We start from the raw sequence: 23,546 nt of genomic DNA, 5'->3' as shown, positions 1-23,546 counted from the left end.
CGTTTGTTGCATCACCGCTTGGTGCACCACCGATTATTGCATCGCCGCTTGGTGCACCACCGATTATTGCATCGCCGCTTGGTGCACCACCGTTTGTTGCATCACCGCTTGGTGCACCACCGCCTAGTAGTTTCCTCTGTAATCCTTTAGTGGTCCTCCCCAGCTACGGCTATTCCCGCAAAATGTCCCTTGGCGCCGCCCCACCCATCACAGTCGCTGCAGTCGCCCCAGTCGCCGCAAGCGCCGCAGTCGCCCCAGTCGCCGCAAGCGCCGCAGTCGCCCCAGTCGCCGCAGGCGGCCGCGGTCCGGGTGGTAGCCAAGTGACGCGCCCGGCCACGCGAGCCATCCGCCCGCGCCCGCGTTGCCCGTTCACCCCATTGTGATATGGGCACAGCAGTGCCATGTTCTCGGGGTTTGTCTCCCCTCCGTTCGCGAATTCCTGCAGGTGGTGAACTTGGCATTCACTCGCCGGACGCCCACACCCCGGCCAGGCACACCGCGTCGCCTCGGCTTCCAACATGCGGCGTTGCTTCTTCGAAGCCAACCGCCTTACCCGGTACAAATTCACCGGTCCTTGCTCCGGGGATATCAGGGTGATGTGATCTCCATCCTTCAGCTCCGTGGCACCGCCTCTTCCCGCGAGGGCTACCTCTACCCGCTCTGAGTTCATCTCCTTTCCGCCATTCTCGTTCGCAACAGGCGTGGTGTCCGTCGAGGCTCCTGCTGCCGGCCAATCGGAAGCGTTAAGGTTGCCCGGGTTTGCCTGCCTGCCGGCTTCCTCCAGTCTGCGGGCCACGTACTCCGCTCCTGTGAGGACAGCGCCGTTGGTCGCGTGCAGTTCGACCTCATCGCCCTGCCCGCTGACAACCTGCATATACTCATTCAAACTGACGACGACGTTGGTGGTCAGGGTGCTGCGCTGGATGGTGCGATTTTCTGTGAGCCATGCCAGCGGATCCAGCCGGGCGGATTCCCAGATCTCCGACATACGATGTGATGGCCCGGTGAACTGGATGGTGGTCTTCGTCCCGTGCATGATGCGACGTCCGCCGTCGTCGGGCACACGTGGCCCCTGCATTTGCCGGCGCAGCTGCGTGGCTCGGCGCGAGATTGCCGCCACGTCCCCGGCGGTTTTGCACAGCTCTTCCGTGAACTCGTAACGCTGCTTGATCCCCAGCATGCGTGCTCGTTCGGCGATGAGTATCAACACATCTAGGCCGTGCCCGTTACGCCGTGCGGCCTGGAGCGCCCGCTTCTTGTACCGCGAATATGCCGAGCCGGAAAAGTGCTCTGCCGCCCGCGCCACGCTCCGGGCGAGTTCCCGGTCTAGTGGCAGCTGCTCGGCGGGCGTGCCGAAGGCTTCTGTCAACAGCTCCACGCCATGACTCTGCGCATCCGCCACCTGGCGCCGAAGCTCCGCGAGCTGCCGTAGTTTTTCCATGGCCCGAACGCTAAACCATCGGCACAATTCTTGCCCCGCCCCGCGCCATCCCCTGTGGATAACACGAGCCCCCACAGCGCGTTATCCACAGGCAAATAATTTTCCTCTTGACACGCCCCCTTCAGGCGTGCCATCGCGTGCCCTCGGGGTGCTAGCCGAACAGCGATCGGGCAGTCTCGTAGCGGCGCTCCGGAACTTCCTTCAGCGTGCCAACTGCCTCTTCAAAGTCGATCAGCTCGATGCTGCCGCCCTGCAGCGCAACGACCTTGCCGAAGTCTCCATTGATCGCAGCCTTGGTGGCGTTCACGGCAAAGCGCGTGGCCAGCACACGGTCGAACGCAGTCGGCGTACCGCCGCGCTGTATGTGGCCCAGCACGGTGGAACGCACGTCGGTATCCAGGCGGTTTTCGATCTCCTTGGCGATCAGCGCCGACATGTTCTGGAACTTCTCGTGGCCGAACTGGTCCACTTCGCGCTCAGCGACATCCAGGGTGCCCTCCTTCGGCAGCGCGCCCTCTGCGACGACGATGATGCCGTATTTCTCCCCCAGCTGGAAGCGACGCGCCATCCGGCGGCAGACATCGTCGATGTCGAACGGAAACTCCGGGATCAGGATCTCGTGCGCACCACCGGCCATGCCCGCGTGCAGCGCAATCCAACCGACGTGGCGGCCCATGACCTCCACGATCATCACGCGGTCGTGGGACTCGGCGGTGGTGTGCAGGCGGTCGATGGCGTCGGTGGCGACGGCGACTGCCGTGTCGAAGCCGAAGGTGTAGTCGGTGCCGTTGACGTCATTGTCAATGGTCTTCGGCACGCCCACGACTGGCACTCCGTTGTCGTGGAGGAAGCGCGCACCCTTCAGGGTGCCCTCGCCGCCGATGGGGATCAGAGCGTCGATGCCCGCGTCCGCCAAGTTGGCCTTTACACGGTCGATGCCCGCCATGAAGTCATCCGGGTGCAGGCGACCGGTTCCGAGGATCGTGCCGCCGCGGCGCAGGATTCGGTCGATGAAATCGTCGTCGTATAGCTGCACGCGACGGTCCTCCAGCAGCCCCTGCCAGCCGTCTTCGAAGCCAACAACGGTATGGCCTTCCCCGGCCGCCGTCCGCACGATGCCTCGGATGACGGCGTTCAATCCTGGGCAGTCTCCACCACTGGTCAAGGTCGCAATACGCATGCTTAAGAGTGTAGCGATCCGCTGCTGGTTCTGCCGGGTGGAATCTTCTGACCGCCTCTTTCTAGGTGTCTAAAGCTATTGACGCCTACTCGTCTCCCCGACTCGCCTCTTGCCGAGCCATGCCGGAGGCCACGGCGCCGAGCATCAGCATGACCACCGCGGGCAGGAGGGACTCCCCGAAAGCCTGGGGGCCGACCACACCGACGCGTGCCTGCACGACGGCAGCAATGACGGCGGCACCCGTGACGGCTCCGAGTTGCCGGGTGGCGTTGTACATTCCAGAGCCCGCGCCGGCGAACTGCGGCGGCAGGTCCCGCAAAGTGGTAGTGGAGTTCGGGGCCCATACGAAGGAGTTTCCGAACCCTAGGATCACGAATGCCCCGATCATCATCCACAAAGGCCGGTCGGCTCGCATGGATAGCGCCAACGAGGCCACGCCAATGGCCATCAGGCAGAACCCGAGTACGGCGAAGCGTCGGGGCTCATATTGGTCGACCAGCCTGCCTACGAATGGCGCCATGATTCCAGCGATGATGGCCATGGGCGTCACGACGAAGGCTGCCTTCAGTGGGCTGAAGCGGTGGACTTCCTGCAGGAACATCATCACTGGCACCATCATGCCGGCGATGGTGAAGCCCATGGTGAAGATAGACGCGTTGCCAAATGCGAAGTGGCGGCGTGCAAATAGTGCGATTGGCACCAGCGCGCTGCCCGCCGACAGGCGCGACTGCAGCCAGACGAAGGCGACCATCAGAGCGATGCCACCGAGCAAGAGCACCCAGATCCACGGTGCCCAGCCGGCGGGGTCGCCTTCCTGGATTCCGTAGATAACCATCGTCATCGCCACCATGGACAGTACGATGGACGGCACGTTCATGCGTTCGTGGCTCGGCTGGAAGCGCGGTACCCAGCGGGCGACCATGACGACGGACAGCACCCCGATCGGGACGTTGATGAAGAACACCCACTGCCAGGTGGCGTACTGCGTGATGAAACCTCCGAGCAGCGGCCCGGCCAAGGTGGAGATACCCGCTGTGGCGCCCCAGATACCCAGTGCCGCCCCGCGCTTGTCGCGCGGGAAGATGCGGTTGATCACGCTCATGGTTTGGGGTGTCAAGAGGGATCCGCCGATGCCCTGCACGGCGCGGGCGGCAATCAGCGTTTCGATGCTCCCGGCCAGCCCGCAGGCCAGCGACGAGAGGGTGAAGATCGTCATGCCTGCGATGTATAGGTTCTTCGGGCCGAAGCGGTCGCCCAGTCGGCCGGTAACCATCAGCGGCACCGCGAACGCCAGCAGGTATGCGCTGGTAACCCACAGCACCTGCCCGTAGTCGGCGTGCAGTTCTGCTTGGAACGCGGGCGTGGCTACGGCCACAATCGTCTGATCCAGCAGGATCATGAAAAAGCCGATGCACAGCGCCACAAGGGCGCGCCATGCCTGCGGCAGCGGAAGTGGCAGTGCTGGATACTTACCTTCGGCCCGTTGGCCACGGCGCGTCAGTTTCTGCGATTCTGGGGTGCTCACCTAGAGGGAGTTTACTGCCGCCCGCAGAGTAGGCAAACTGTCCTTGAACTCGGGCATCAGTGGCAGCTCCTCCAGCCGGTCGATGGGCTGCCACAGCAGTTCCAGCGATTCGGCGGTCGGATGCAGTTCCAGGTGCTCGGAGCAGGTGGCTAGGACGGTGGTGTATGTCCACTCGGTGATCTCTGGGTTGACGTACTGCCACCAGAACGTGCCGCCGAGCCCGAAGATGCCGCGTGCGTCCAGCGAGGCGTCGAGGCTGGGGTGTCTGACGGGATAGTCCTGCAGGGCTTGGCGGGGATCTCCGTTGCGCTCGATGATCTCTTCGACGTTGGCGAACAGGTGCCGTTCGTCTTCGCGTACCGGTAGGCGGCAGTACGCAGATTTGACGGGCACGGTGGAGGTCACGATCTCTCGGTGTACTTTAACGGCGGACGCCCCCACGCCCGTCTCCTCCCACGTCTCGCGTAGGGCGCCGTCGGTGGGTGTCTCACCGACGTCGATGGCTCCCCCGGGCAGTGCCCAGGTTCCGCCGCGGTTGGTCCACTTGGCGCGGTGCTGCATCAGTACGTGGCGGTCGTCGGTCACGAGGAACAACCCCGCCGCGCCGAGCACGCCCCAACGTCGGGACCCGTCGGGGTCTTCGACGAGGCCGTCACCGGTGTAGAGTTCGGGCAGTTTTCCCATGCCCTCCACCATACGCGGATCAGCGGTCTACGCCGCGTAGTCGCCTGTTAGCCCCAGCCATTTCGGCTCCCTGGCCCCGGCAAACTGTAGCTGGCTGGAAATGCTCGGGCGTTCGCGGGCGGCAAGCGCAGCCCGTTCGCGGGCGGCAAGCTAAGCGCCACTAACTAGGCGCGGCTAGCTAGGCGCCGCCAACAAGGCGCGACTCACTAGGCGCCGCCAACTAGGCGCCTCTAACTAGGCGCGGCTAGCTAGGCGCGGCCGGACTCAAAGGCCGCGCCGACGCGGTACAGGCGGTCGTCGCCGTGTGCCGGCCCCATAATCTGCAATCCGGTCGGCAGGCCGGAGTCGCTGGCAAAGCCGCCGGGCACGGACATGCCGCACACACCAGCCAGGTTCAGCGGCAGGGTGAACAGGTCGAACATGTACATCGCCAGCGGGTCGTTTGACTTCTCACCCAGCTTGAAGGCGGTGGACGGCGTAACCGGTGCAACGATCGCGTCGACCTGCTCGTAGGCCTTGGCGAAGTCCTGGGAAATCAGGTTGCGCACGCGCTGAGCCTGCAGGTAATACGCGTCGTAGTAGCCGACGGACAGGGCGTAGGTGCCCAGCATGATGCGGCGCTTGACCTCCGGGCCGAACCCCTCGGCACGGGTCAGGCTCATCACCTGGTCGGCGGAATGGGAGCCGTCGTCGCCGCGGCGCTGGCCGTAGCGCATGCCGTCGAAGCGGGCCAGGTTGGAACTGACCTCACACGGCAGGATCAGGTAGTAGGCGTTCAGTGCGTGGTCGAAGTTCGGGCAATCGACCTCTACCAGCTCCGCGCCTTGCGACTTCAACTGTTCCAGGTTCGCGTGGTACGCCTCCAACACGCCGGGCTGGAAGGCCTCGGCCCGCTCAAACTGCTTGACCACGCCCAATTTCACACCGCTCAAGTCCCCGGAGGCACCCTCCTTCGCAGCCTCGACGACCGGCGCGATGGCGTGGGAGGAGGAGGTCGAATCGTTGGCGTCATGCCCCGCGATAACCTCGTGCAGCAACGCGGTATCCATAACCGTACGCGCCGTCGGGCCACCCTGATCCAGAGAGGACGCACAGGCCACCAGGCCGTAGCGGGAGACAGTACCGTAGGTCGGCTTCACGCCGACGGTGTTGGTCAGCGCGGCGGGTTGGCGGATGGAGCCACCCGTGTCCGTGCCGATGGCCAGCGGAGCCATGCCCGCGGCCAGTGCCGCCGAAGAGCCACCACCGGAGCCACCTGGGGTGCGGTCCAGGTCGTAGGGGTTCTTCGTCGGGCCGTAGGCGGAGTTCTCGGTGGAGGAGCCCATGGCAAATTCGTCCATGTTCGTCTTGCCCAGGATCGGGATGCCGGCCGCACGCAGTCGCATAGTGACGGTCGCGTCGTAGGGGCTCATGTAGCCCTCTAGCATCTTGGAGGCGCAGGTAGTTGGCGCGTCGGTGGTGGTAAAGACGTCTTTCAGTGCCAGTGGCACGCCAGCCAGCTTGCTGGTCGGCTGATCGCCGGCGGCCAATGCATCGTCGACGTTCGATGCCGCTGCCAGAGCTTCATCTGCCCCCACGTGCAGGAATGCGTTGATGTCCCCGTCGAGCTCACCGATGCGATCCAGGTGAGCCTGCGTAACTTCCTGGGAGCTGATCTCCCGCGCGTGGATCTTCTCCGCCAATTCCGCAGCGGTCCAGGTGGTGAAGTCCGAGTCGTCCCGAGAACCGACGACGTACTTGTTCTCAGCCATGAGTGTTCCTACAGTTCCTTTATCTCTAACGCTTGTTTTTGACGTTCGTTGTTCTAACGGTGTTTGAGCTTTTTATGACGCCACCAGCCCCCGCCGCCTTACAACCCCGGCGGTTGTGCCACTGCCATCGGCTTGCAGTGTCCGATGGCGGTTCCATGGCAGGTCAATGCCGTCAACTGTGTGGTGGCTAGTCCGCGAGGATTTGCGGGACTTCGAAGCGTTGCTCGCTCTGCTTCGGCGCCTGATCCAGTGCCTGTTCCGCCGTCAGGCTGGGCACGACTACATCTTCACGCATAACGGCAACATCGCCGTCAACGTTCTGGGTGGGGTGGCTTAGCGGCTCGACTCCCGCCGTATCCACCTTCCCGATCGCGGCCACGTGATCGACAATCCCGTCGATCTGAGCTGCGTATTCATCCAACTCCTGCTCCCCCAGGTCCAGGCGAGCCAGGCGGGCCAGGTGGGCAACATCTTCGCGCGAAATCTCAGACATGGGTTCTACTCTAGCCAAGCCAACCAGCCCCCGTGGACTTCAGGTAGCGCTAGTATCGGTTGCATGTCTTTCCTCATGCGTGTGCGTATGCCCGATTCCCCCGGTTCCCTCGGCCTGCTGGCCATGGCGCTGGGGACCGTCGGCGGCGACATTCGCGGCGTGGATATTGTCGGTCAGGCGGAGCAGGACGACCCTAGTTCCGTGATCGACGACATTGTCGTCTCCCTGCCTTCGGGCCACCTTCCCGACAGCCTCATTACGGCTACTCAGGAGCTCGATGGCTTTTATGTCGACTCGATTCGCCCCTTCGCAGGCTCCATCGACCGACGCGGCCAGATTCAGATGCTTTCTGGTGTGGCGGAAAAGCGGCGTCACAAAGAAAAGGCGCTAGAGATCATGATGCAGGACCTGCCCCGCTCCATGACTGCGGGCTGGGCGGTCGTGCTGGATACTTCACCGCGTACGTATCGCGTGGCGGCCTCTGCTGCCGCGCCGGAGGATAACGGCCGCGAGCTGGACCAGCCGCCTCTCAACGAGGCACGCGTGCTGAACCCGGAGCGCGAGGGCTGGATTCCCGAGAACTGGACCGTCATGGATTCCGCGCTGGCGGGCACGCCCATTGAGGGCACGAACCTGCTGCTGATCATCGGCCGCCCGGGCGGGCCGGACTTCCTGCTCAGCGAAGTCGAACACCTGCGTCAGTTGGGTGCGATTTTCGGCGCGTTCTTTAGCTAGCTCTGCTCGCTAGCGCTGCCCGCTAGCTCTGCCCGCTAGCGCTCTTCCGCACTAATAAAGAAGTCGTACGCCGGGCTTTCCGTCACGTCCGTGGCGTGGTAGCCGAGCTGCTGCAGGTGCGACTGGAATTCTGTATCACCGGAGACATCTTCGAACGCCGCCAACACGCGGCCGTAGTCCATGCCGAAGCTGCGGTAGTGGAAGCCCGTGATGTTCCAGCGGGTCCCGAGCACTTCCAGGAAGTGCTGCAACGCACCCGGATTTTCGGGAAACTCAAAGCTGTAGGCGGTCTCGTCAACGTGTTGGCCGGGAGTGCCGCCGATCATGTAGCGCACGTGTTCCTTCGCCACGTCGTCGTCGGACAAGTCCACCACGCCGTAGCCCGCCCCCCGGAGGTCTTCGGCGATGGCCTTGCGCTCTTCCTCGCCGTTTTTGAGCTTGACGCCCACAAAAATGCGCGCCGGCTTCTCCGCCTCGCGCTGGCCGACTCGGTAGCTGAATTCTGTGACGGCTCGATGCCCGAGGATTTTGCAGAACTCGAGGAACGCGCCCTCGCGCTCGGGGATGGTCACGCCGAAGATGCCCTCGCCGCCCTCACCGATTTCCGCGCGCTCCGAGACGTAACGCAGGGAGTGGAAGTTCACGTTCGCGCCGGACAGGACGTGCGCTAGTGTTTCGCCTTCCACCTGGTGGGTGGCGGTGTAGCGTTTCAGACCAGCCAATGCGACGGCGCCGGCGGGCTCGGCGATGGCACGCGTGTCGTCGAAGATGTCTTTAATCGCGGCGCTGATCTCGTCGGAGCTGACGGTGATGACATCGTCCAAGTATTCGCGGCACACGCGGAATGTCTCGGCGCCGATCTGTTTGACGGCCACGCCTTCGGCGAAGAGGCTCACGTGGTCGAGGGCGACAGGCTGGCCCGCGGCCAGGGCGTGGGTCAGGCAGGCGGATTCCTCCGGTTCCACGCCGATGACCTGGATGTTGGGATTCAATTCCTTCAGCAGCACGGAAATTCCTGCGGCCAATCCGCCGCCGCCAACCTGGACAAAGACGCGGTCGACGTCCGGCCGGGCCTGGAAGATCTCCAGGCCCGCGGTGCCCTGTCCGGCAATAACGGCTTCGTCGTCGAAGGGAGCGACCCAGACCATTCCCTCTACCTCGGACAGTTCCATCGCCTTGGCCTTGGCCTCGTCGAAGTTAGCGCCGTGCAGCAGCACTTCCCCACCGAAGCTGCGGACTGCGTCGATCTTGATGCTGGGAGTCACTTCCGGCATAACGATAACGGTGCGGATACCCAGCTCCGTGCCGGATAGTGCCACGCCTTGTGCGTGGTTTCCGGCGGAGGCGGCAACGACTCCGCGGGAGCGTTCCTCTTCCGTGAGCTGCGCCATGCGGTTGAAGGCCCCGCGGATTTTGAAGCTGTGGACGGGCTGCAGGTCCTCACGCTTGACTAGAATCTCGTTGCCTATGCGCTTCGACAGGGATTCCATGTGCTCGAGAGGCGTGTTCGTGGCCACTCGGTAGACGGGTGCGGAGACGATCTTCTTGAGGTACTCCGCCCCGGTGGTGGGATGTGAAGCTTCTTGTGACATGCGCTTCAGTATAGTCCCGCCCGTGATCCCCCTTACACGGCAGTCCCCATCTGCCGCTACTGCTTGCGGCGGTCCCCTATCTGCCGCCACTGCTTGCGGCAGCCCCTATCTGCCGCCACTGCTTGCGGCAGCCCCCATCTGCCGCCACTGCTTGCGGCGGTCTCCTATCTGCCGCTACTGCTGGCGGTAATCGTCCAGGTTCACCTGCGGGGTCGGCTGCAGCTGATCCGTAGCCGGGTTCTTCACCGACGGGTACTTGAGGTTGACATCGTGCTCGTCCCCGGTGTCCACGTACGGATCTTCACCGTTGAGCACGCGCTTGACCTGTTCCTTATCCACGGTGTGAGTCCACTTGCCAACCAGCAGAGTGGCCACTGCGTTACCGGAGAAGTTGGTCAGGGCGCGGGCCTCAGACATGAAGCGGTCGATGCCAGCGATGATGTCCACGCCGTCCAACAGCTCCGGACGGTGCGATTGCAGACCGACAGCCAGGGTTGCGATACCCGCGCCGGATACACCCGCGGCACCCTTGGAGGCGATGATCATGAAGATCAGCAAGCTGATCTGATCCCCCATGCTCAGGTGCACGTTCATGGCGTCCGAAATAAAGATGGCTGACATGGTCAGGTAAATCGCGGTGCCGTCCAGGTTGAAGGAATAGCCCGTCGGCACGACGATTCCGACCGTGGACTTGTCCACGCCGACGTGTTCCATCTTGCGCATCAGGTTCGGCAGCGCGGACTCAGAGGAGCTGGTAGCGAAGATAAGCAGGTACTCGCGCCCCAGGTACTTCACCAGCTTGAAAATATTGAAGCCAGTGAAGACTCGCAAGATGGTTCCCAGAATCACGAAGATGAAGATGATGCAGGTGATGTAGAAGCCTAGGATCAAGATACCGAGCTGCAGCACTGCCTTAATACCAGTGCCGCCGACTACGCCAGCCATCGCACCAAACGCGCCGATCGGGGCCAACCACAGGATCCAGGACAGGATCTTGAAGACCAGCTTCTGCAGAGCGGCCACGAAGCCCAGGATCGGCTCGCCGGCCTTGCCCATGGATTGCGTTGCGAAGCCGACCAACAGGGCGATTAGCAGTACCTGCAGAATCTTGCCTGAGGTGAAGGCGCTGAAGAAGGTTTCAGGAATGATGCTTTGCACGAACCCGGTCTCTTGCCCTTTATTGGCGTCGAAGCCACCGGTATTTCCAATGTTCAGCCCTTCGCCCGGCTGCAGCAGGTTTCCCACGACTAGGCCTACTGCGAGGGCGAAGGTGGACATCGTGATGAAGTAGGCCAGTGCCATGCTTCCTGCTTTGCCTACTGACGCCGCAGACCTCACCGAGCCAATTCCCAACACGATCGTGCAGAAGATCACCGGCGGGATGATCATTTTGATCAGCGTGACGTAGGTGGTTCCGAGCTCTTTGAACCCCTTTGCGACATCGGGTGCCACGAGACCGAAAATGATGCCGGCGATCACGGCGATAATCACGCCGATGTATAGCCAGTGTGTGTTATCTTTCTTCTCTTTCTTCGGCTCCGCGATCTGCGGGGAGCTAGCTACCGCAGCCCCCAACGAAGCTTTTACTTCCTGCGCCTTTTGCTCGGTGACGTGGTGATCAACGCCATGCTGCTGCGCGTTTTTGTGATCCGCATTGTGGTCTGCGCCCTGGGGATTGTGCTTGTCGTTCATGGATCCCTAGTGCCCCATTTCGATGTCTATGAGATGGACTCTTGAAAGTGCTGATCTTTTCCCCCTTGTCAGTCCGCAACAGCCATGGGGCTCGGTGGGAGCCGTGTGGGCGTCACAAAAACCACGCAGGAGTTAACCTCAACACCTTTATTGTGCTACTTCACCAAGATAAGAAACAAATAGAGAAAGCGATAGGTTTCCCCGAGGATTTTCGTCCAGCGGGCGGACAGTGTTGACCTGCCTTTTCTTAGAAGGAAGTTCGAATAAATGGTTGCTGGAGCTGCTGGAGCACTGTGCAGCACCACAGTGCAGCGCAGCTAAGTCAGCCGCTTTATAGCGAGCAGTACCCCCTGAGGGTACGAAGCAGAAGCTTATTCCTGCGAAAAGGTGAATCGTTCCCTAGTGTTCTCCCTAGCATTGATTCTCCACAGCATTGTTTCTTTGCAGCATTGATTCTTTGCAGTGGAGAACTTTTTCGCGTTGGGAACATTGCGTGGCCACGCTTCATCCCATCCCTATAGAACACCAACAAACCCAGAAAGGCGCTAGTTCCTCGTGCGGGCTCCTCAAGCAAAGACCCATCAGCTTCCACAAACCTGGCGATTCGCTGCTGCAGTGTTCGCGTTTCTCACCGGCATTGCTCTGCTGCCGATCTTCGCCGTTAACGCGAACGCCGACGACGAAAGCAGAGTCGCCGGAGTTTATGAAGCTGCAGGTACACCCGTCCAGCTATCCGACGATGCCACCGACGCTTTTTACCTAGGCGAGGGTTTGTACCAAAGCACCTTGCCCGGATCCAGCAACAGCGGAGATGATGGTGACGATAAGTGGTTCAACATCAGCGTCCCTCAAGGGAGGAAAGCTGTGATCTCCGTCAATGCTGTTCCCCTGGGATCCGCTAAGGACGATTCAGCCTCATACGGCACCCGGGTGGGATATAAAAACGACTCTTGCAGCGACAAAGTCAGTGGTTCTTCCTCTACAAGTAGCTGGCCCGATCCACCGGAGGCGGAAAGTGTAACAATCGTTCCGGAGGGTGACTGCGACCCCACGAAGTACCGTGTGAATATCAGCTCTGCGGGTAGCAGTTTTGACGGCGAACTCCCGGTGGAAATTGTCGTCGGCTTCCCGCCTCTAGTCGACGGTGCCGAAGCCGGTCCGGAAAACGACCGAGAAACCCCGGACGGCGATGACAAGGACAAGGTCAAGGTGCCACACACCGACCCGAAGTCGACCCCTGGTGGCCTGTCTTATGACAAGGCGACTGAGATCACCCCAGGCACCGTTTCTGACACCCTGGTTCCAGGCGAAACAAAGTTCTACCGCATGAACGTCGACTGGGGCCAGCGCCCCATCGCAGAGGTGGAATTCGATAAGAAGCAGACCGATGATTCCCGCAGTGGAAAAATCTTCGTCGCTTCTCCGCGACGTGTTCAAACGTCATATTCGTCTTCGGAATCACTGGATGAGGATCTTCCAGTTACCGCCCGCGCAGTAAGCACGCCCTATGTCTTCTTTCGCAATGGCGAAGGAAGCTCATCCCAAGGCGATGCCAAGGAAGCTGGCCAGTGGTACGTGATGGTCTCGCTTGATGGAAGCAGTGATAACGGCATGCAGTCCGAGGAAATCGAGTTCCGCCTGTCCACCGCCCTGGAAGGCGACAAGGTCGATGGACCGGAATGGCGTCAACCCCTAGAGCCCGGTCCGGCGCCAACCCTCGAGCCCACAAGCAACGAAAACAACAGGAATAGCGGCGAAAGTGCCAATAGCGCTAGCTCCGGAAACGAGAACAGTTCCCAGAGCAACGCCGTGCTGTACGTTGGCCTCGGAATCCTGGCAATCATCCTGATCGCTGCTGTGGCGGTCTACTTCACCGCCGTTCGCCGCCAGTAGCAATTTTCCGCCAGTAGCGCTACGCCGCCGGTGGCGCTACTCCGCTAGTGGCCAGGCGGTGTTGACCTGCACGTCTTTGCCCTTCTTCTGAAACCACTCTTGCAGCCCCTTCTGAGACTCGTAGAACCACGTGGCCTGCGAAAACATCAGTTCATCTGCTGACATCTGTGTCACCTCGGGATACTTGCGCGCCAGCATCCACGCCACACGGGCGGCAGCCACTGCATCCGCCGTCGCCTCGTGGGCGTTGTCCAAATTCACGCCGTAGTGCTGGCACACACTTTCCAGGGTGCGCTTGCCCTTACGGTACTGATCCTTTGCCCTATCAACCACATAGGGATCGAATACCGGCCCGTCGATGGTGAAACTGGGCTCCAGAGCGCGCAGAACGCTGAGGTCATAGGCGGCGTTGTAGACGATCAGCGTGGCGCCGGAGCGCCAAGCCTCGCGGATCCCCTCGATGGTTTTGGCCAGCACTTCTCCATGATCCTGGCCGTGCTCGCGGGCGTACTCGGTAGTGATGCCGTGGACGTCGGAGGCCTGCTGAGGAATCTCCACGCCGGGATCGGCGAGCATCTCGATGTCGTTTCGCTCGCGCCCTTTGATGGTCACAAGTGCGCTGGTGACGATGCGGGCGGTCTTCGGGTCTACTCCAGTGGTTTCCAGGTCGAAGCTCAGCATGTGTGCCGGGTCAAAATGCGGTGCAGTCATGCTGACCACTTTATAGGTGCCCCCGGACACCCCTCGTTACCGTTCAAATCAGAACGCTTTTCATGCGGGTCAGAGCTTTATTTCCTAATATTTTCTTCACCACAATTTTTCTCAGCGCGGAACTTTTTCCGGGCTGGGAACATTATGCGGCCGCGTTGCGTCCCACCCTTGTAAAACAAAACCTCGCAGTACTTAGAAAGGCGCTGATCCCCTTTGCACCCAGCTAGCCCCACCCCCCAAACCTCAGCAAAACACCCCACACCCTGGCGCCTCACCCTCGCACTACTCGCCTTCCTCACCATCATCACCCTCCTCCCCATCCTCGCCGTCAACGCCAACGCCGAAGACAACAACGGGAACGGACAAGACAGCGGAAACACCGACGACAGCAAAGTCGCCGTCGTCCTCGACGCCTCAGACTCCATGGCCGAAAAAGACACCGGCGACGGCGGTACTCGCATGGACGCCGCCAAAAAAGCAGCCAACGACACCATCGACACCCTCGCCGATTCAGCCCAAACCGCAGTCATCGCCTACGGCTCCGAAGAATCCAACGCCCCGGACAACCGCGACAAAGGCTGCCAAGACATCACCACCCTCGCTTCCCTCGGCAACAACAAGCCCGAAGACCTCGAGGACAAGATCAACGGGCTAGAGCCCAAGGGCTACACCCCCATCGGCAATGCCATCAAGAAGGCCGCCGAGGAACTCGGTAGTTCCGGCAAGCGCAACATCATCCTCGTCTCCGACGGCATCGACACCTGCGCCCCACCACCAGTCTGCGACGTCGCCGAAGACATCGCCGGCGACGGCATCGATCTAGCCATCCACACCGTAGGGTTCAAAGTGGATGACAAGGCCCAAAAGGAACTCGAATGCATCTCCGAAGTCTCCGGCGGCACCTACACCTCCGCAGACGACACCGAAGCCCTCACCGAAGCACTCACCGACGCCGCCCAACGCGTCGCCGGCAACTACGAATCCGCCGGCACCCCAGTCCAACTAGCAGACAACGCCACCGACGGGTTCTACCTCGGCGAAGGCCTCTACCAAAGCACCCTGCCTTCCCCTAAGGGATCCAACAAGGACGGCGACGAAAAGTGGTTCAGCATCAGCGTCCCCGAAGGCAAGAAGGCGCAGGTAACTGCAAACCTGGTTCCCGTTGGCTTCGAGGGCGGTGACCACATCTACTACAACGTCGACGTCGAATATAAGAACGACAGCTGCAGCGACAAGGGCTCCGGCCACTACAACGGCTCCAATTGGCCCGGCCCGCCAGAAGCGGAGACCGTCACCATCGAACCGGATGAGGACTGCGACCCGACGAAGTACCGCGTGAAGCTGAACCATACCGGTACCGAAATTGACCACGACCTGCCGGTCGAGATCATGATCGGCTTTGCGCCCGAAGTTGACGGCGCCGATGCCGGCCCGGAAAACGATCGTGAAGTCCCGGAGGGTGAAGACAAGGATAAGGTCAAGGTGCCTAGCACCACTCCGAAGCCGACCCCCGGTGGCAATTCCTACAACAACGCAACCGAGATCTCCCCGGGCACTGTGTCCGACACCCTGGTTCCCGGCGAGACGAAGTTCTACCGCATGAATGTCGACTGGGGCCAGCGCCCCATCGCAGAGGTTGAATTCGATAGGAAGAACACGGACGATTCCCGTAACGGCGACATTTACGTGGCGTCGCCGCGCCGCGAAGTCACGTCAGAGCAGACAATTCGGACCCTCGACAAGGATGTCCCCACCACCGCACGTGCTGTGGGTACGCCGTACGTTTTCTACCGCAACCGTGAAGGAAACGTTGGGGATTCGCAAGCTTCGGATGCCGGTCAGTGGTATGTCATGGTCACCCTCGAGGGCTACGACGATAACGGAAAGCAAGCAAAGGACATCGAGTTCCGCCTGTCCACCGCAGTGGAAGGCAATAAGGTCGATGGACCGGAGTGGCGTCAAACCCTAGAGCCCGGGCCGGAGCCCTCCCCCGAACCGCCAGGAACCAGTGACGACGGCAACGGCGACGCGAAGGGCAGCAACTCCAGCGACGACTCCAACGCCCAAGCCAAGGACATCGACAATGCCTCCCAGAGCAACACGATCCTGTACATCGGCCTGGGGATCCTGGCCCTCATTCTGATCGCAGCAGTGGCGGTTTACTTCACCGCCGTCCGCCGCAAGTAGTACCTGCTGTTACGGCTGCGGCTGCGGCTGCAGCGACAGCAGCCACAGCGGCAGTCTCCAACGGTACAAAGTGCAAAGCCTCGCCGAAATCTGAACTGCTCCCCATTAGTTGGACTGAGAAATCAGTTACCGACTAGTGGGGAGCAGTTGTCATTGAGAGCACGAAGTTCGCTAAGTGAATATCAGCGCGAGCAGTTAGTGGAGTGTTTCGAGCAGGGCATGGGCAGCCAAGCTGCTGCGAAGGTGGTTGGAGTTTCGAGAGATGTGACGCGCAAACTCTATCGGCGGTTTCAGCTGCATGGCAGGCTATGTCTTGTGGAGAAACCGACAAAGCAGCAGTACTCGTTCGAGATCAAAAAGGAAGTTGTCCAACGCCACCTGGCCGGCGAGACAAAGATGGATCTTGCACGTGAGTTTGGCCTGTCGTCAGACCAGCTCGTCACTAGTTGGTCCTGGGAATGGCGCAACGGTGGCGATGAGGCGTTAAAACCGAAGCCGAAGGGCAGACCCAAAGGCTCGGCTGCGCCAAAGCCGCTGACCGAAGAGGAGAAGCTGCGGCGCCGGATCGCGCGGTTAGAAGCGGAAAACGCTTATTTAAAAAAATTGCGGGACTTGAGGAATCAGGGACGCGCCTGAAAGTCCAGGCGATTGTCATCCTCAAGTCGCACCACCGCTTGGAGTACCTCCTAGAGGCAGCAGGTATCCCACGGTCGACGTTCTTCTACCACCAGAAACGACTCGGCCAGCCAGATAAGCACGCCGAGCTCAAAGACGCGATCCGGGCAAGTTTTGAACGTAACAAGCATCGCTACGGCTACCGACGAGTGCTACTTGACCTGCGTAATCAGGGGTGGGTGGTCAACCACAAACTCGTGTACAAACTCATGTGCGAGATGGGGCTGCGAGCCAAGATTCGCCAACGTAGACCTTATGTTTCCTATGCTGGGACGATCAGTCACATCGCTGACAACAAGCTTGACCGCAAGTTCACCCCGGATCAGCCAAACACCGTCTTTGTCAGCGACGTCACTGAGTTCAGGGTCGCAGGCCGCAAGGTCTACCTGTCACCGGTGATGGACCTGTTTGACCGTTCAATTGTTGCTCACACCGTGGCTACATCGCCGTCGACAGCGTTTACCGCTGCCTCTTTGTCCCAAGGCGATCGCGGCGAGTGCGCCTGAACCCGGGTGGATGATGCACACTGACCAAGGCTTCCAATACCAGCACGCCTCCTGGCGCGACCTGATCGGTGACAACGGTGGTGTTCAGTCGATGTCGCGTAAAGCCAACTGCTACGACAACGCGGTCATAGAGAACTTCTTCGGGCACGTGAAAACCGAGATGTACCACGGTGAAGTCTTCGACACCGTCGCAGAATTCAACCAAGCAATCGACGAATACATCGGGTGGTACAACACCGAACGCATCCAGCAACGACTCAAGGGCCTGACCCCGATGCAATATCGGAATCAGACCCTTGAAGCCCTAACCGCCTAGAGTTAAACCAGTCCAACTTTCGGGGGCTAGTTCAGTTCGGCGATAACCTCGCGATCGCCGACGAATGCGCTACCGGCGTGGACACCGCCCTATAGACAAAGAGGAGAAAACGTGACAGAAGATTCCCCTGCTCCATCAATCAGTGCGCGACAATGGATTGGGCTGTGTGCACTGGCCGGAGGATATTTCATTGCTCTCCTCGACCTGACGATCATCAATCTTGCCGTGCCTTCGCTGACACAGGACTTGGGTGCCACCACGGCCCAAGTGTTCTGGGCGGTCAACAGCTATGGCCTGATTCTTGCGCTGGCAATCATTCCGTCAGGCCGCCTGGGTGACCGATTCGGGCACCGACGCCTGTTCCTCCTGGGCACCGTCATCCTGGCAGCAGCCAGCCTCGTCTGCGGTATCGCGAACTCCCCGTTCCTCCTGATCGCCGGCCGCTTCGTTCAGGGACTCGGCGCCGGAATGCTGGTGCCACAGACCCTCACGCTCATCGGAATCACCTTCCCCGAAGCGGCCCGAGGCCGCGCAGTCGGCATCTGGGGATCGATTGCCGGAACCGCCTCCATCATCGGCCCCCTCGTCGGCGGCGTGCTGATCGATGGCCTCAGCTGGCGGTGGGTCTTCTTCATCAACCTCCCGATAGCAGTCCTCGTCGTGATCCTAGGCCTGCGAAGTCTTCCAACCGGGGTCACCCAGGCCTCAAAGTTCGACCTCGTAGGCACCCTCCTTGCAGGCGTTGGCCTCGTAGCGCTCCTCTACGGTTGCTTGCAAGGCCCCCATGCGGGCTGGGACCCGGTGACCATCGCCTGCCTCCCGTTCGCTGTGCTCTGCCTGATCGCGCTTCTCTGGTACGAACGGCGGGTTGATCCAGCGCGCGCGGTCTTTCCAGAGTCTCTCCGTCGAAATTCGCGGTTCATTACTGCCGCGTTGTTTGGTCTTGCCGCAGCCCTGGGTGTGTTCGCCCTGACCTTCCTTGTCTCCAACTACGTCCAATCAGTCGCAGGCCAACCAGCGTTCTGGGCGGGCGCGGTCCTCGCGCCGGCCTCGATCGCGTCCGTCGTCACCGCACCGACCGCTGGCCGCTGGGTGGATGACGGCAAAGCCCGCCTCGTCCTGCAAATCGGGTTCGGCGCTTCCGCGATCGGAACCGCCCTGAGCATACTGATCGCGGCCACGGGGGTTTCATGGCTGTGGCTCTTGGGCGCGACCACCGTATTCGGTATCGGCAACGGGTTCGTGATCGCGCCACTGACGACGGTGGGCATGTCTGCACTCAGGAGCGAGGAGTTCAGTGCAGCGTCATCTCTCCTCAACGTTCTTCGTCAAACCGGTCCGGTGCTAGGCGGGGCTGTCATCGGTCTATTGATCCAGGCCCTTGCTGTCATGCCTACAGCATCAGACCCACTTGGACTCTCTGGTTCGACGGTCGCCTGGGCACTCGGTGTGCCTCTATTGCTGTTTGCCCTTGGCCTCGTCCTCTATTCCTTTGCCCCCAGCCTGCTGTTGACAGTAGAGAAACGAACCGGCGGTTCGGCAGAGCGTTAGCCCGCACGTAAAGAGCGCGCGACCAACCTAGTGGTGCCGAGCGTCTGTGATCTTATCCGACGGGCATGTACGTACGTCGCTGGACGCCCGTCAACGGGTCCTACCGCCGATGCCAGGGCGCTCTCGTTGGGAGAGTACTGTGAACTCCAGATTGGACGAATCGCTTTTCCCAGACAACGCCGATTCGGTTGATATTGCGTTCACACAGGTCTCAAGAGCCTCCAAGGAACCAACGCGAGTCGAGGTCAAGCTTCCAACCCTCTCCAGTCGCGTTGCAGCACCAGGATACGTTAATCAACGGTCGCGATCACCCGTGTGCTTCAGCGACTTATTTTGGCCTGATCATAATCTGCAGTCGCCCAAAGCGAATTATTGAGATGGCATCACTGCCGGTTAATCCATCGTTGCCAGAGAGGAATCGATCGGCCCGATCGAGCACTCGTTTCAACGCGGCATCTTCATCCTCAGCGACAACTTTCGCTTTTTGCGCGTCACGCAGAGCCTTTCGAGCATCTCGAACTGCTTCTATATTGACTCGATGCCAAAGCCGGGCGCGATTACCGCGCGCTACGCAGTATGTCAAAGTTGGCAGCGCCCCCACAAAAACGAAGATCGCCACGGCAAGGGCTGAACGCCACCAGGCTGCTGACCGAAGATCGGTAAAACCAAATCCGTACCAGAGCGCACCAAGGAGCAGTATGACGAACCCAAGAAGCGGCTACACGAATCGCAGGGGAAACTCCGCCAGGGCGGCCATGTAAACGGAGGACGAAGCTCGAGTCGATCGCAGGAGGCCTGTCGTTGCGGCAGCTTTATCGAGAACCCCAAGAACTCGCTTTGCATCGGACTTTCTCGATATGTTCAGCGAGTGACCAGGTAAATCGCGCTCCCACTGACTCAATCGCTTTTCCAGGAATTCCGGCGACAATGTTGCCCGCCTAGCATCTTCCGAGTATTCCTCGGCTGCAGCCCGTATGGTAAACGGATCATTCGCCAACTCAGATGGATCGCCAACTCCTTTGATTGCCGACCTGAGTGTCACAACCAACGCGAACCCGGCGGCGAAGAAGGAAGCAACTCCAGCGTACCGATACCAAAATGGCTCGCTCAATCTCAAACCTTCATAGAAGAACGACGCCGAAATGCTGACGAGTAAACCTGAGACGAGTGCCCCCAGTGCAGGGGCGAAGATGGTCTGGTTCTGGTTCGCAGCAAGTCGGATATACGTAAAGGTCCTATGCTCGGGTGGACGGATAGTGCGGATCGTCGCAAGCTCCAAGATTCCGGCAAGAAGATTGACGATAACGAGCAGCCCGCCCGTGCCAATGAGTGCAGTTACAAAGCTCTCCATTGCCCCCCCCCCTTTCTTACGCGCGTATTAGATGAAGCCCTGCGTTCCGATCTGAGAGTAACGCTATTCTGCGTCCTCGACTTGGAAGATTCACAGACGCTGCAAGGTTCGCTCTACTTGAGCGAACGTCATCTCGGCCGTAGAGCGCAACTCACCGACAGTCGCGCCATCCCGGCCTCGCTGAGCCATGCCCTGCAACACGGTTCCTACGAAGCTGGCTACAGCCGCAGGATCAACGGTTTCGGAAATTCGTTCTGCCTCGAGATCGGCTCGTAGGACGGCTTCAATTCGCTTGATGTTTGAATGACGGTACGCCTCAAGCTTCTCTTCAACATCGCGATTTGCATCCGTTACGCAGGTTGCAGCGCTGACGATCAGACACCCTCCCGGCCCACTCCTATCGGCATATTCATTCGATGCCTCAAAAAGCAGTCGATGAATCAGAGATAGAGAGTCTTTCTCCTCCTCAAGGGCAAGCGAAGTGAATCGTCCCTTGGTGTTCAAGTAGCGCTCTACGACTTGGTCAAAGAGCTGACGCTTGCCGTCAAAGGCCGCATAAAGACTCGATGCCGTAATCCCGATTGCTCGCGTCAAATCGGCAATAGAGGTGCCTTCATATCCATGTCGCCAGAAGACTTCCATCGCATTATCTAGCGCCGCCTGGGTGTCGAACCGTCTACCTTGGCCGCGCACACCGGCCATAAGGGACCGCCTCCCATCGCATGTCATCGGGCGACACAATCATACGCCGCTTCCTTGGAGACGTATGTGATGCTCGCCTCGGGGTCATCATCCTCACACTCGTGTAGCGATCATTCCACGAATGATGCTAGCCTCGTACGGGGGAAGTTCCTGTGCCGACCGGACGCCCCGCCCCCCTGAGCAGACAACCGTCGGCGTCGTTGTGCCACGGCGCCTGAGCACCTCCATGCCCCTGGCACGCGGCTTAGCTCGAACACCAACAGACTTGGAGACCCAGATGGCAGAACGTCACACCCAGAAGGAAGGACTGTCGCGAGCGACCACTCGAGACGGCGTCGACCGCTGGACCGTGCGAGCAGTCCACGAGGTCACGTACGACGTAGTCGCTGCGCAAGCGCTCTTCGACGTCACGAACCCCACGCTGGCCACGGCAGGTGCGATCCCCGCCGCGGACGAGCGTTCGCGACGGCTCATCGTCATCGACGAAACCGTCGAACAGCTCTACGGGAACCAGGTCCGCGGATACTTCACCCGCCACGGCGTGCAGGCCACGTACCACGTCCTCGAGGCCCACGAGATGGTCAAGAACTGGGACTCCGTCGACTCGGTGATCCGCACGATGGCCGCGGCTGGGATCGACCGCCGCAGCGAGCCCGTCATCGCAATCGGCGGAGGGGTGCTGCTCGACATCGTGGGCTTCGCCGCCAGCATCTACCGCCGGAGCACGCCCTACATCCGCATTCCGACCACATTGATCGGCCTCGTGGACGCCGGCGTCGGTGTGAAAACGGGAGTGAACTTCGGCACGGGAAAGAACAAGATCGGCAGTTACGCCACCCCGGCCGTGACCTACGTGGATCGTTCCTTCCTGCGCTCACTCAATCGGCGGCACCTGTCCAACGGTATGGCAGAGATCCTCAAGATCGCGCTCATCAAGTCCCGCCGCCTGATGTCGCTCCTAGACACCTATGGACGCGCCACCCTCGACGATGGATTCGTCGGCAGCACCCCCGCCCTCGCAAACGCGGCAGACGACATCATCGGAACCTCGATTCACCTGATGCTCGAAGAACTCCAGCCCAACCTGTGGGAAGCAAACTTGGAGCGGTGCGTCGATTATGGCCACACCTTCAGCCCGACCGTGGAGATGAAGGCACTGCCTGAGCTTCTCCACGGGGAAGCCGTCTGCATCGACATGGCACTGTCCAGCGTCCTGTCGTTCCACCGCGGACGCATGACGCACCACGAGCTGGCCCACGTGCTCTCCACGATGCAGGCTCTTGACCTGCCCATCTGGAACAGCTCACTCGAAGAGCCCGGTGTCCTCGACGCCGCCCTGGCCGACACGGTGCGTCACCGCGGCGGACAACAGCGGATCCCGCTGCCCCGTAGGCATCGGCGATCACGAGTTCGCCAACGATGTGTCCGCCGACGAAGTCGCGCACGCTCTGCACACCCTGCGGACGGTCGCCGAGCTGCAGGCAGGAGATATCGCCACAGCGTTAGAGCCCGAATACGACCTGGTCTTGAAGGCATGAGGTGGGACAGCCTCTACATCGGAGGCCTCGGAAGCTACCTGCCCAGCACCGTGGAAACAGCCGCCGACGCTGTCACAGCCGGGCGTCTAACCCAGGATGAACTGGAGAAATCGCGACAAGTCAGCGCCGCCGTGGGACAGCCCGAGGAGTCCGCTCCGGTGATGGCGGTTCGTGCAGGCCGCGTCGCACTGGAAGAGTACGGCGCGGAGCACCCAACAGAAGCGAGCCCTGAGCTCATCGTTCACGCAGTCGCCCTCCACACCGGCCTCGAGGCATGGAACGGGGGCGCCTACATCGGCAATGAGCTCGGCTTCCCCGAGACTCTCGCTATCGAGATCCACAACACGTGCGCCGGCTCCATCGTCGGCATCGACCTGCTCGCGAGGCGCCTCGATAATGAAGGCTACGGCATACTCACCGCATCAGATGTGTGGCGTCTGCCCATGTTTGACCGGTGGGCCACAGACTCGGGCCTGGCATACGGCGATGCTGGTGCTGCCATCGTTCTTACACGATCCGCCGGGCCGTTCCAGGTGCTGTCGACCGCGCTGACACAGAACTCACGCTTCGAACAGATGCATCGCGGTAACGCTCCGCTAGATCTTCCGGAGTACCGAGAACCGCTCCCCTTCAGCATGCGCGCCAGGTCAGCCGACTACGCACGCACCTATGGCCTCGAATCGTTCTGGAAGGCAAACGCCGAAGGAGTCCAACGATCTGTGGACCAGGCCCTCGACGACGCTGGCATCGACCTCGCCGCTCTTCGTGCATGGTCAGTCCCTCACTTCGGCGAGACGCTGCTACGCCGACAGTGTCTCGAACCCCTCGGCCTCGCACCCACGGACACGACCAGCCGGTTCGGTTCGCAGATCGGACACACCGGTGCAGCCGACCCCCTCCTTGGCCTGCAGCATCTGCGGAGCGAATCCGCACTCACACCCGGCGACCACGTCGCCCTGATCGGAATTGGCGCAGGTTTCACCTGGAGCTGCGCAGTTCTTCGCTACCACGGATAGGAAAACA

General features: G+C 60.9%; 17 protein-coding genes and 1 pseudogene. 6 read left to right on the top strand and 12 right to left on the bottom strand.

Features of this window, described 5'->3' with window-relative positions:
* Positions 1-169: 169 nt before the first annotated feature.
* The 6 genes from ACKFRT_RS01570 to gatC all read right to left on the bottom strand — a co-directional run bounded on the left by ACKFRT_RS01570 (position 170) and on the right by gatC (position 7,074).
* Complete coding sequence (locus tag ACKFRT_RS01570) at positions 170-1,441, bottom strand: HNH endonuclease signature motif containing protein (RefSeq protein ID WP_408925498.1); 1,272 nt, start codon at positions 1,439-1,441, stop codon at positions 170-172.
* A gap of 151 nt (positions 1,442-1,592) precedes the next feature.
* Positions 1,593-2,621, bottom strand: coding sequence for an ATP-dependent 6-phosphofructokinase (locus ACKFRT_RS01565; RefSeq protein WP_296215767.1), 1,029 nt, complete (start codon positions 2,619-2,621; stop codon positions 1,593-1,595).
* Between the two features lie 85 nt (positions 2,622-2,706).
* Positions 2,707-4,122: a DHA2 family efflux MFS transporter permease subunit gene (locus ACKFRT_RS01560; RefSeq protein ID WP_408926115.1), complete on the bottom strand. Its 1,416-nt coding sequence runs from the start codon at positions 4,120-4,122 to the stop codon at positions 2,707-2,709.
* Positions 4,123-4,146: 24 nt separating this feature from the next.
* Positions 4,147-4,830, bottom strand: a complete 684-nt coding sequence (locus ACKFRT_RS01555; RefSeq protein ID WP_296215763.1) for an NUDIX hydrolase — start codon at positions 4,828-4,830, stop codon at positions 4,147-4,149.
* 248 nt (positions 4,831-5,078) lie between these two features.
* Positions 5,079-6,581 (bottom strand): Asp-tRNA(Asn)/Glu-tRNA(Gln) amidotransferase subunit GatA, encoded by a 1,503-nt coding sequence (gene gatA, locus ACKFRT_RS01550; RefSeq protein WP_408925497.1) that lies wholly within the window; start codon positions 6,579-6,581, stop codon positions 5,079-5,081.
* 187 nt (positions 6,582-6,768) lie between these two features.
* Positions 6,769-7,074 carry an Asp-tRNA(Asn)/Glu-tRNA(Gln) amidotransferase subunit GatC gene (gatC, locus tag ACKFRT_RS01545; protein WP_296215757.1) on the bottom strand — a complete coding sequence of 102 codons (306 nt, stop codon included), beginning with the start codon at positions 7,072-7,074 and terminating at the stop codon, positions 6,769-6,771.
* Positions 7,075-7,137: 63 nt separating this feature from the next.
* On the opposite strand from gatC, the gene ACKFRT_RS01540 reads away from it, so the two are divergent.
* On the top strand, positions 7,138-7,809 hold the full coding sequence (locus ACKFRT_RS01540) for an amino acid-binding ACT domain protein (RefSeq protein WP_296215756.1): 672 nt from the start codon (positions 7,138-7,140) through the stop codon (positions 7,807-7,809).
* A 35-nt stretch (positions 7,810-7,844) separates the two neighbouring features.
* Here ACKFRT_RS01540 and ilvA read toward each other — a convergent pair whose 3' ends face one another.
* Both ilvA and ACKFRT_RS01530 read right to left on the bottom strand, forming a co-directional pair.
* Positions 7,845-9,401: a threonine ammonia-lyase, biosynthetic gene (gene ilvA, locus ACKFRT_RS01535; RefSeq protein WP_408925496.1), complete on the bottom strand. Its 1,557-nt coding sequence runs from the start codon at positions 9,399-9,401 to the stop codon at positions 7,845-7,847.
* 174 nt (positions 9,402-9,575) lie between these two features.
* Positions 9,576-11,093 (bottom strand): cation:dicarboxylate symporter family transporter, encoded by a 1,518-nt coding sequence (locus ACKFRT_RS01530; protein WP_408925495.1) that lies wholly within the window; start codon positions 11,091-11,093, stop codon positions 9,576-9,578.
* 555 nt (positions 11,094-11,648) lie between these two features.
* Here ACKFRT_RS01530 and ACKFRT_RS01525 point away from each other — a divergent pair.
* Positions 11,649-12,986, top strand: a complete 1,338-nt coding sequence (locus ACKFRT_RS01525; RefSeq protein ID WP_408925494.1) for a hypothetical protein — start codon at positions 11,649-11,651, stop codon at positions 12,984-12,986.
* Positions 12,987-13,022: 36 nt separating this feature from the next.
* On the opposite strand, the gene ACKFRT_RS01520 is transcribed toward ACKFRT_RS01525, so the two are convergent.
* On the bottom strand, positions 13,023-13,697 hold the full coding sequence (locus ACKFRT_RS01520; RefSeq protein WP_239202631.1) for a 3'-5' exonuclease: 675 nt from the start codon (positions 13,695-13,697) through the stop codon (positions 13,023-13,025).
* A gap of 213 nt (positions 13,698-13,910) precedes the next feature.
* On the opposite strand from ACKFRT_RS01520, the gene ACKFRT_RS01515 reads away from it, so the two are divergent.
* The 3 genes and pseudogenes from ACKFRT_RS01515 to ACKFRT_RS01505 all read left to right on the top strand — a co-directional run bounded on the left by ACKFRT_RS01515 (position 13,911) and on the right by ACKFRT_RS01505 (position 18,932).
* Positions 13,911-15,884: a VWA domain-containing protein gene (locus ACKFRT_RS01515; protein WP_297668252.1), complete on the top strand. Its 1,974-nt coding sequence runs from the start codon at positions 13,911-13,913 to the stop codon at positions 15,882-15,884.
* Positions 15,885-16,037: 153 nt separating this feature from the next.
* Positions 16,038-17,381 (top strand): annotated as a pseudogene (locus ACKFRT_RS01510) (IS3 family transposase).
* A gap of 111 nt (positions 17,382-17,492) precedes the next feature.
* The gene (locus ACKFRT_RS01505) at positions 17,493-18,932 is read left to right on the top strand and encodes a DHA2 family efflux MFS transporter permease subunit (protein WP_408925493.1); all 1,440 of its coding nucleotides are present in this window, start codon (positions 17,493-17,495) and stop codon (positions 18,930-18,932) included.
* A 328-nt stretch (positions 18,933-19,260) separates the two neighbouring features.
* Here the strand turns inward: ACKFRT_RS01505 and ACKFRT_RS01500 are convergent, their stop codons facing one another.
* From ACKFRT_RS01500 to ACKFRT_RS01490, 3 genes are all read right to left on the bottom strand, one after another.
* Positions 19,261-19,551, bottom strand: a complete 291-nt coding sequence (locus ACKFRT_RS01500) for a hypothetical protein (protein WP_297667281.1) — start codon at positions 19,549-19,551, stop codon at positions 19,261-19,263.
* A 99-nt stretch (positions 19,552-19,650) separates the two neighbouring features.
* Entirely contained in the window at positions 19,651-20,283 is a 633-nt protein-coding gene (locus tag ACKFRT_RS01495) for a hypothetical protein (protein WP_297667283.1), read from the bottom strand.
* Positions 20,284-20,373: 90 nt separating this feature from the next.
* Positions 20,374-20,985 (bottom strand): TetR/AcrR family transcriptional regulator, encoded by a 612-nt coding sequence (locus ACKFRT_RS01490; RefSeq protein WP_297667284.1) that lies wholly within the window; start codon positions 20,983-20,985, stop codon positions 20,374-20,376.
* A gap of 277 nt (positions 20,986-21,262) precedes the next feature.
* Between ACKFRT_RS01490 and ACKFRT_RS01485 the strand changes: the two genes are divergently transcribed.
* Positions 21,263-23,539, top strand: a complete 2,277-nt coding sequence (locus ACKFRT_RS01485) for an iron-containing alcohol dehydrogenase (RefSeq protein ID WP_408925492.1) — start codon at positions 21,263-21,265, stop codon at positions 23,537-23,539.
* The last annotated feature ends 7 nt before the right edge of the window (positions 23,540-23,546 follow it).

It is taken from the genome of Corynebacterium jamesii, assembly GCF_046097395.1.
Taxonomy (GTDB): Bacteria; Actinomycetota; Actinomycetes; order Mycobacteriales; family Mycobacteriaceae; genus Corynebacterium.
This window is presented reverse-complemented; position numbering and strand designations above follow the sequence as displayed.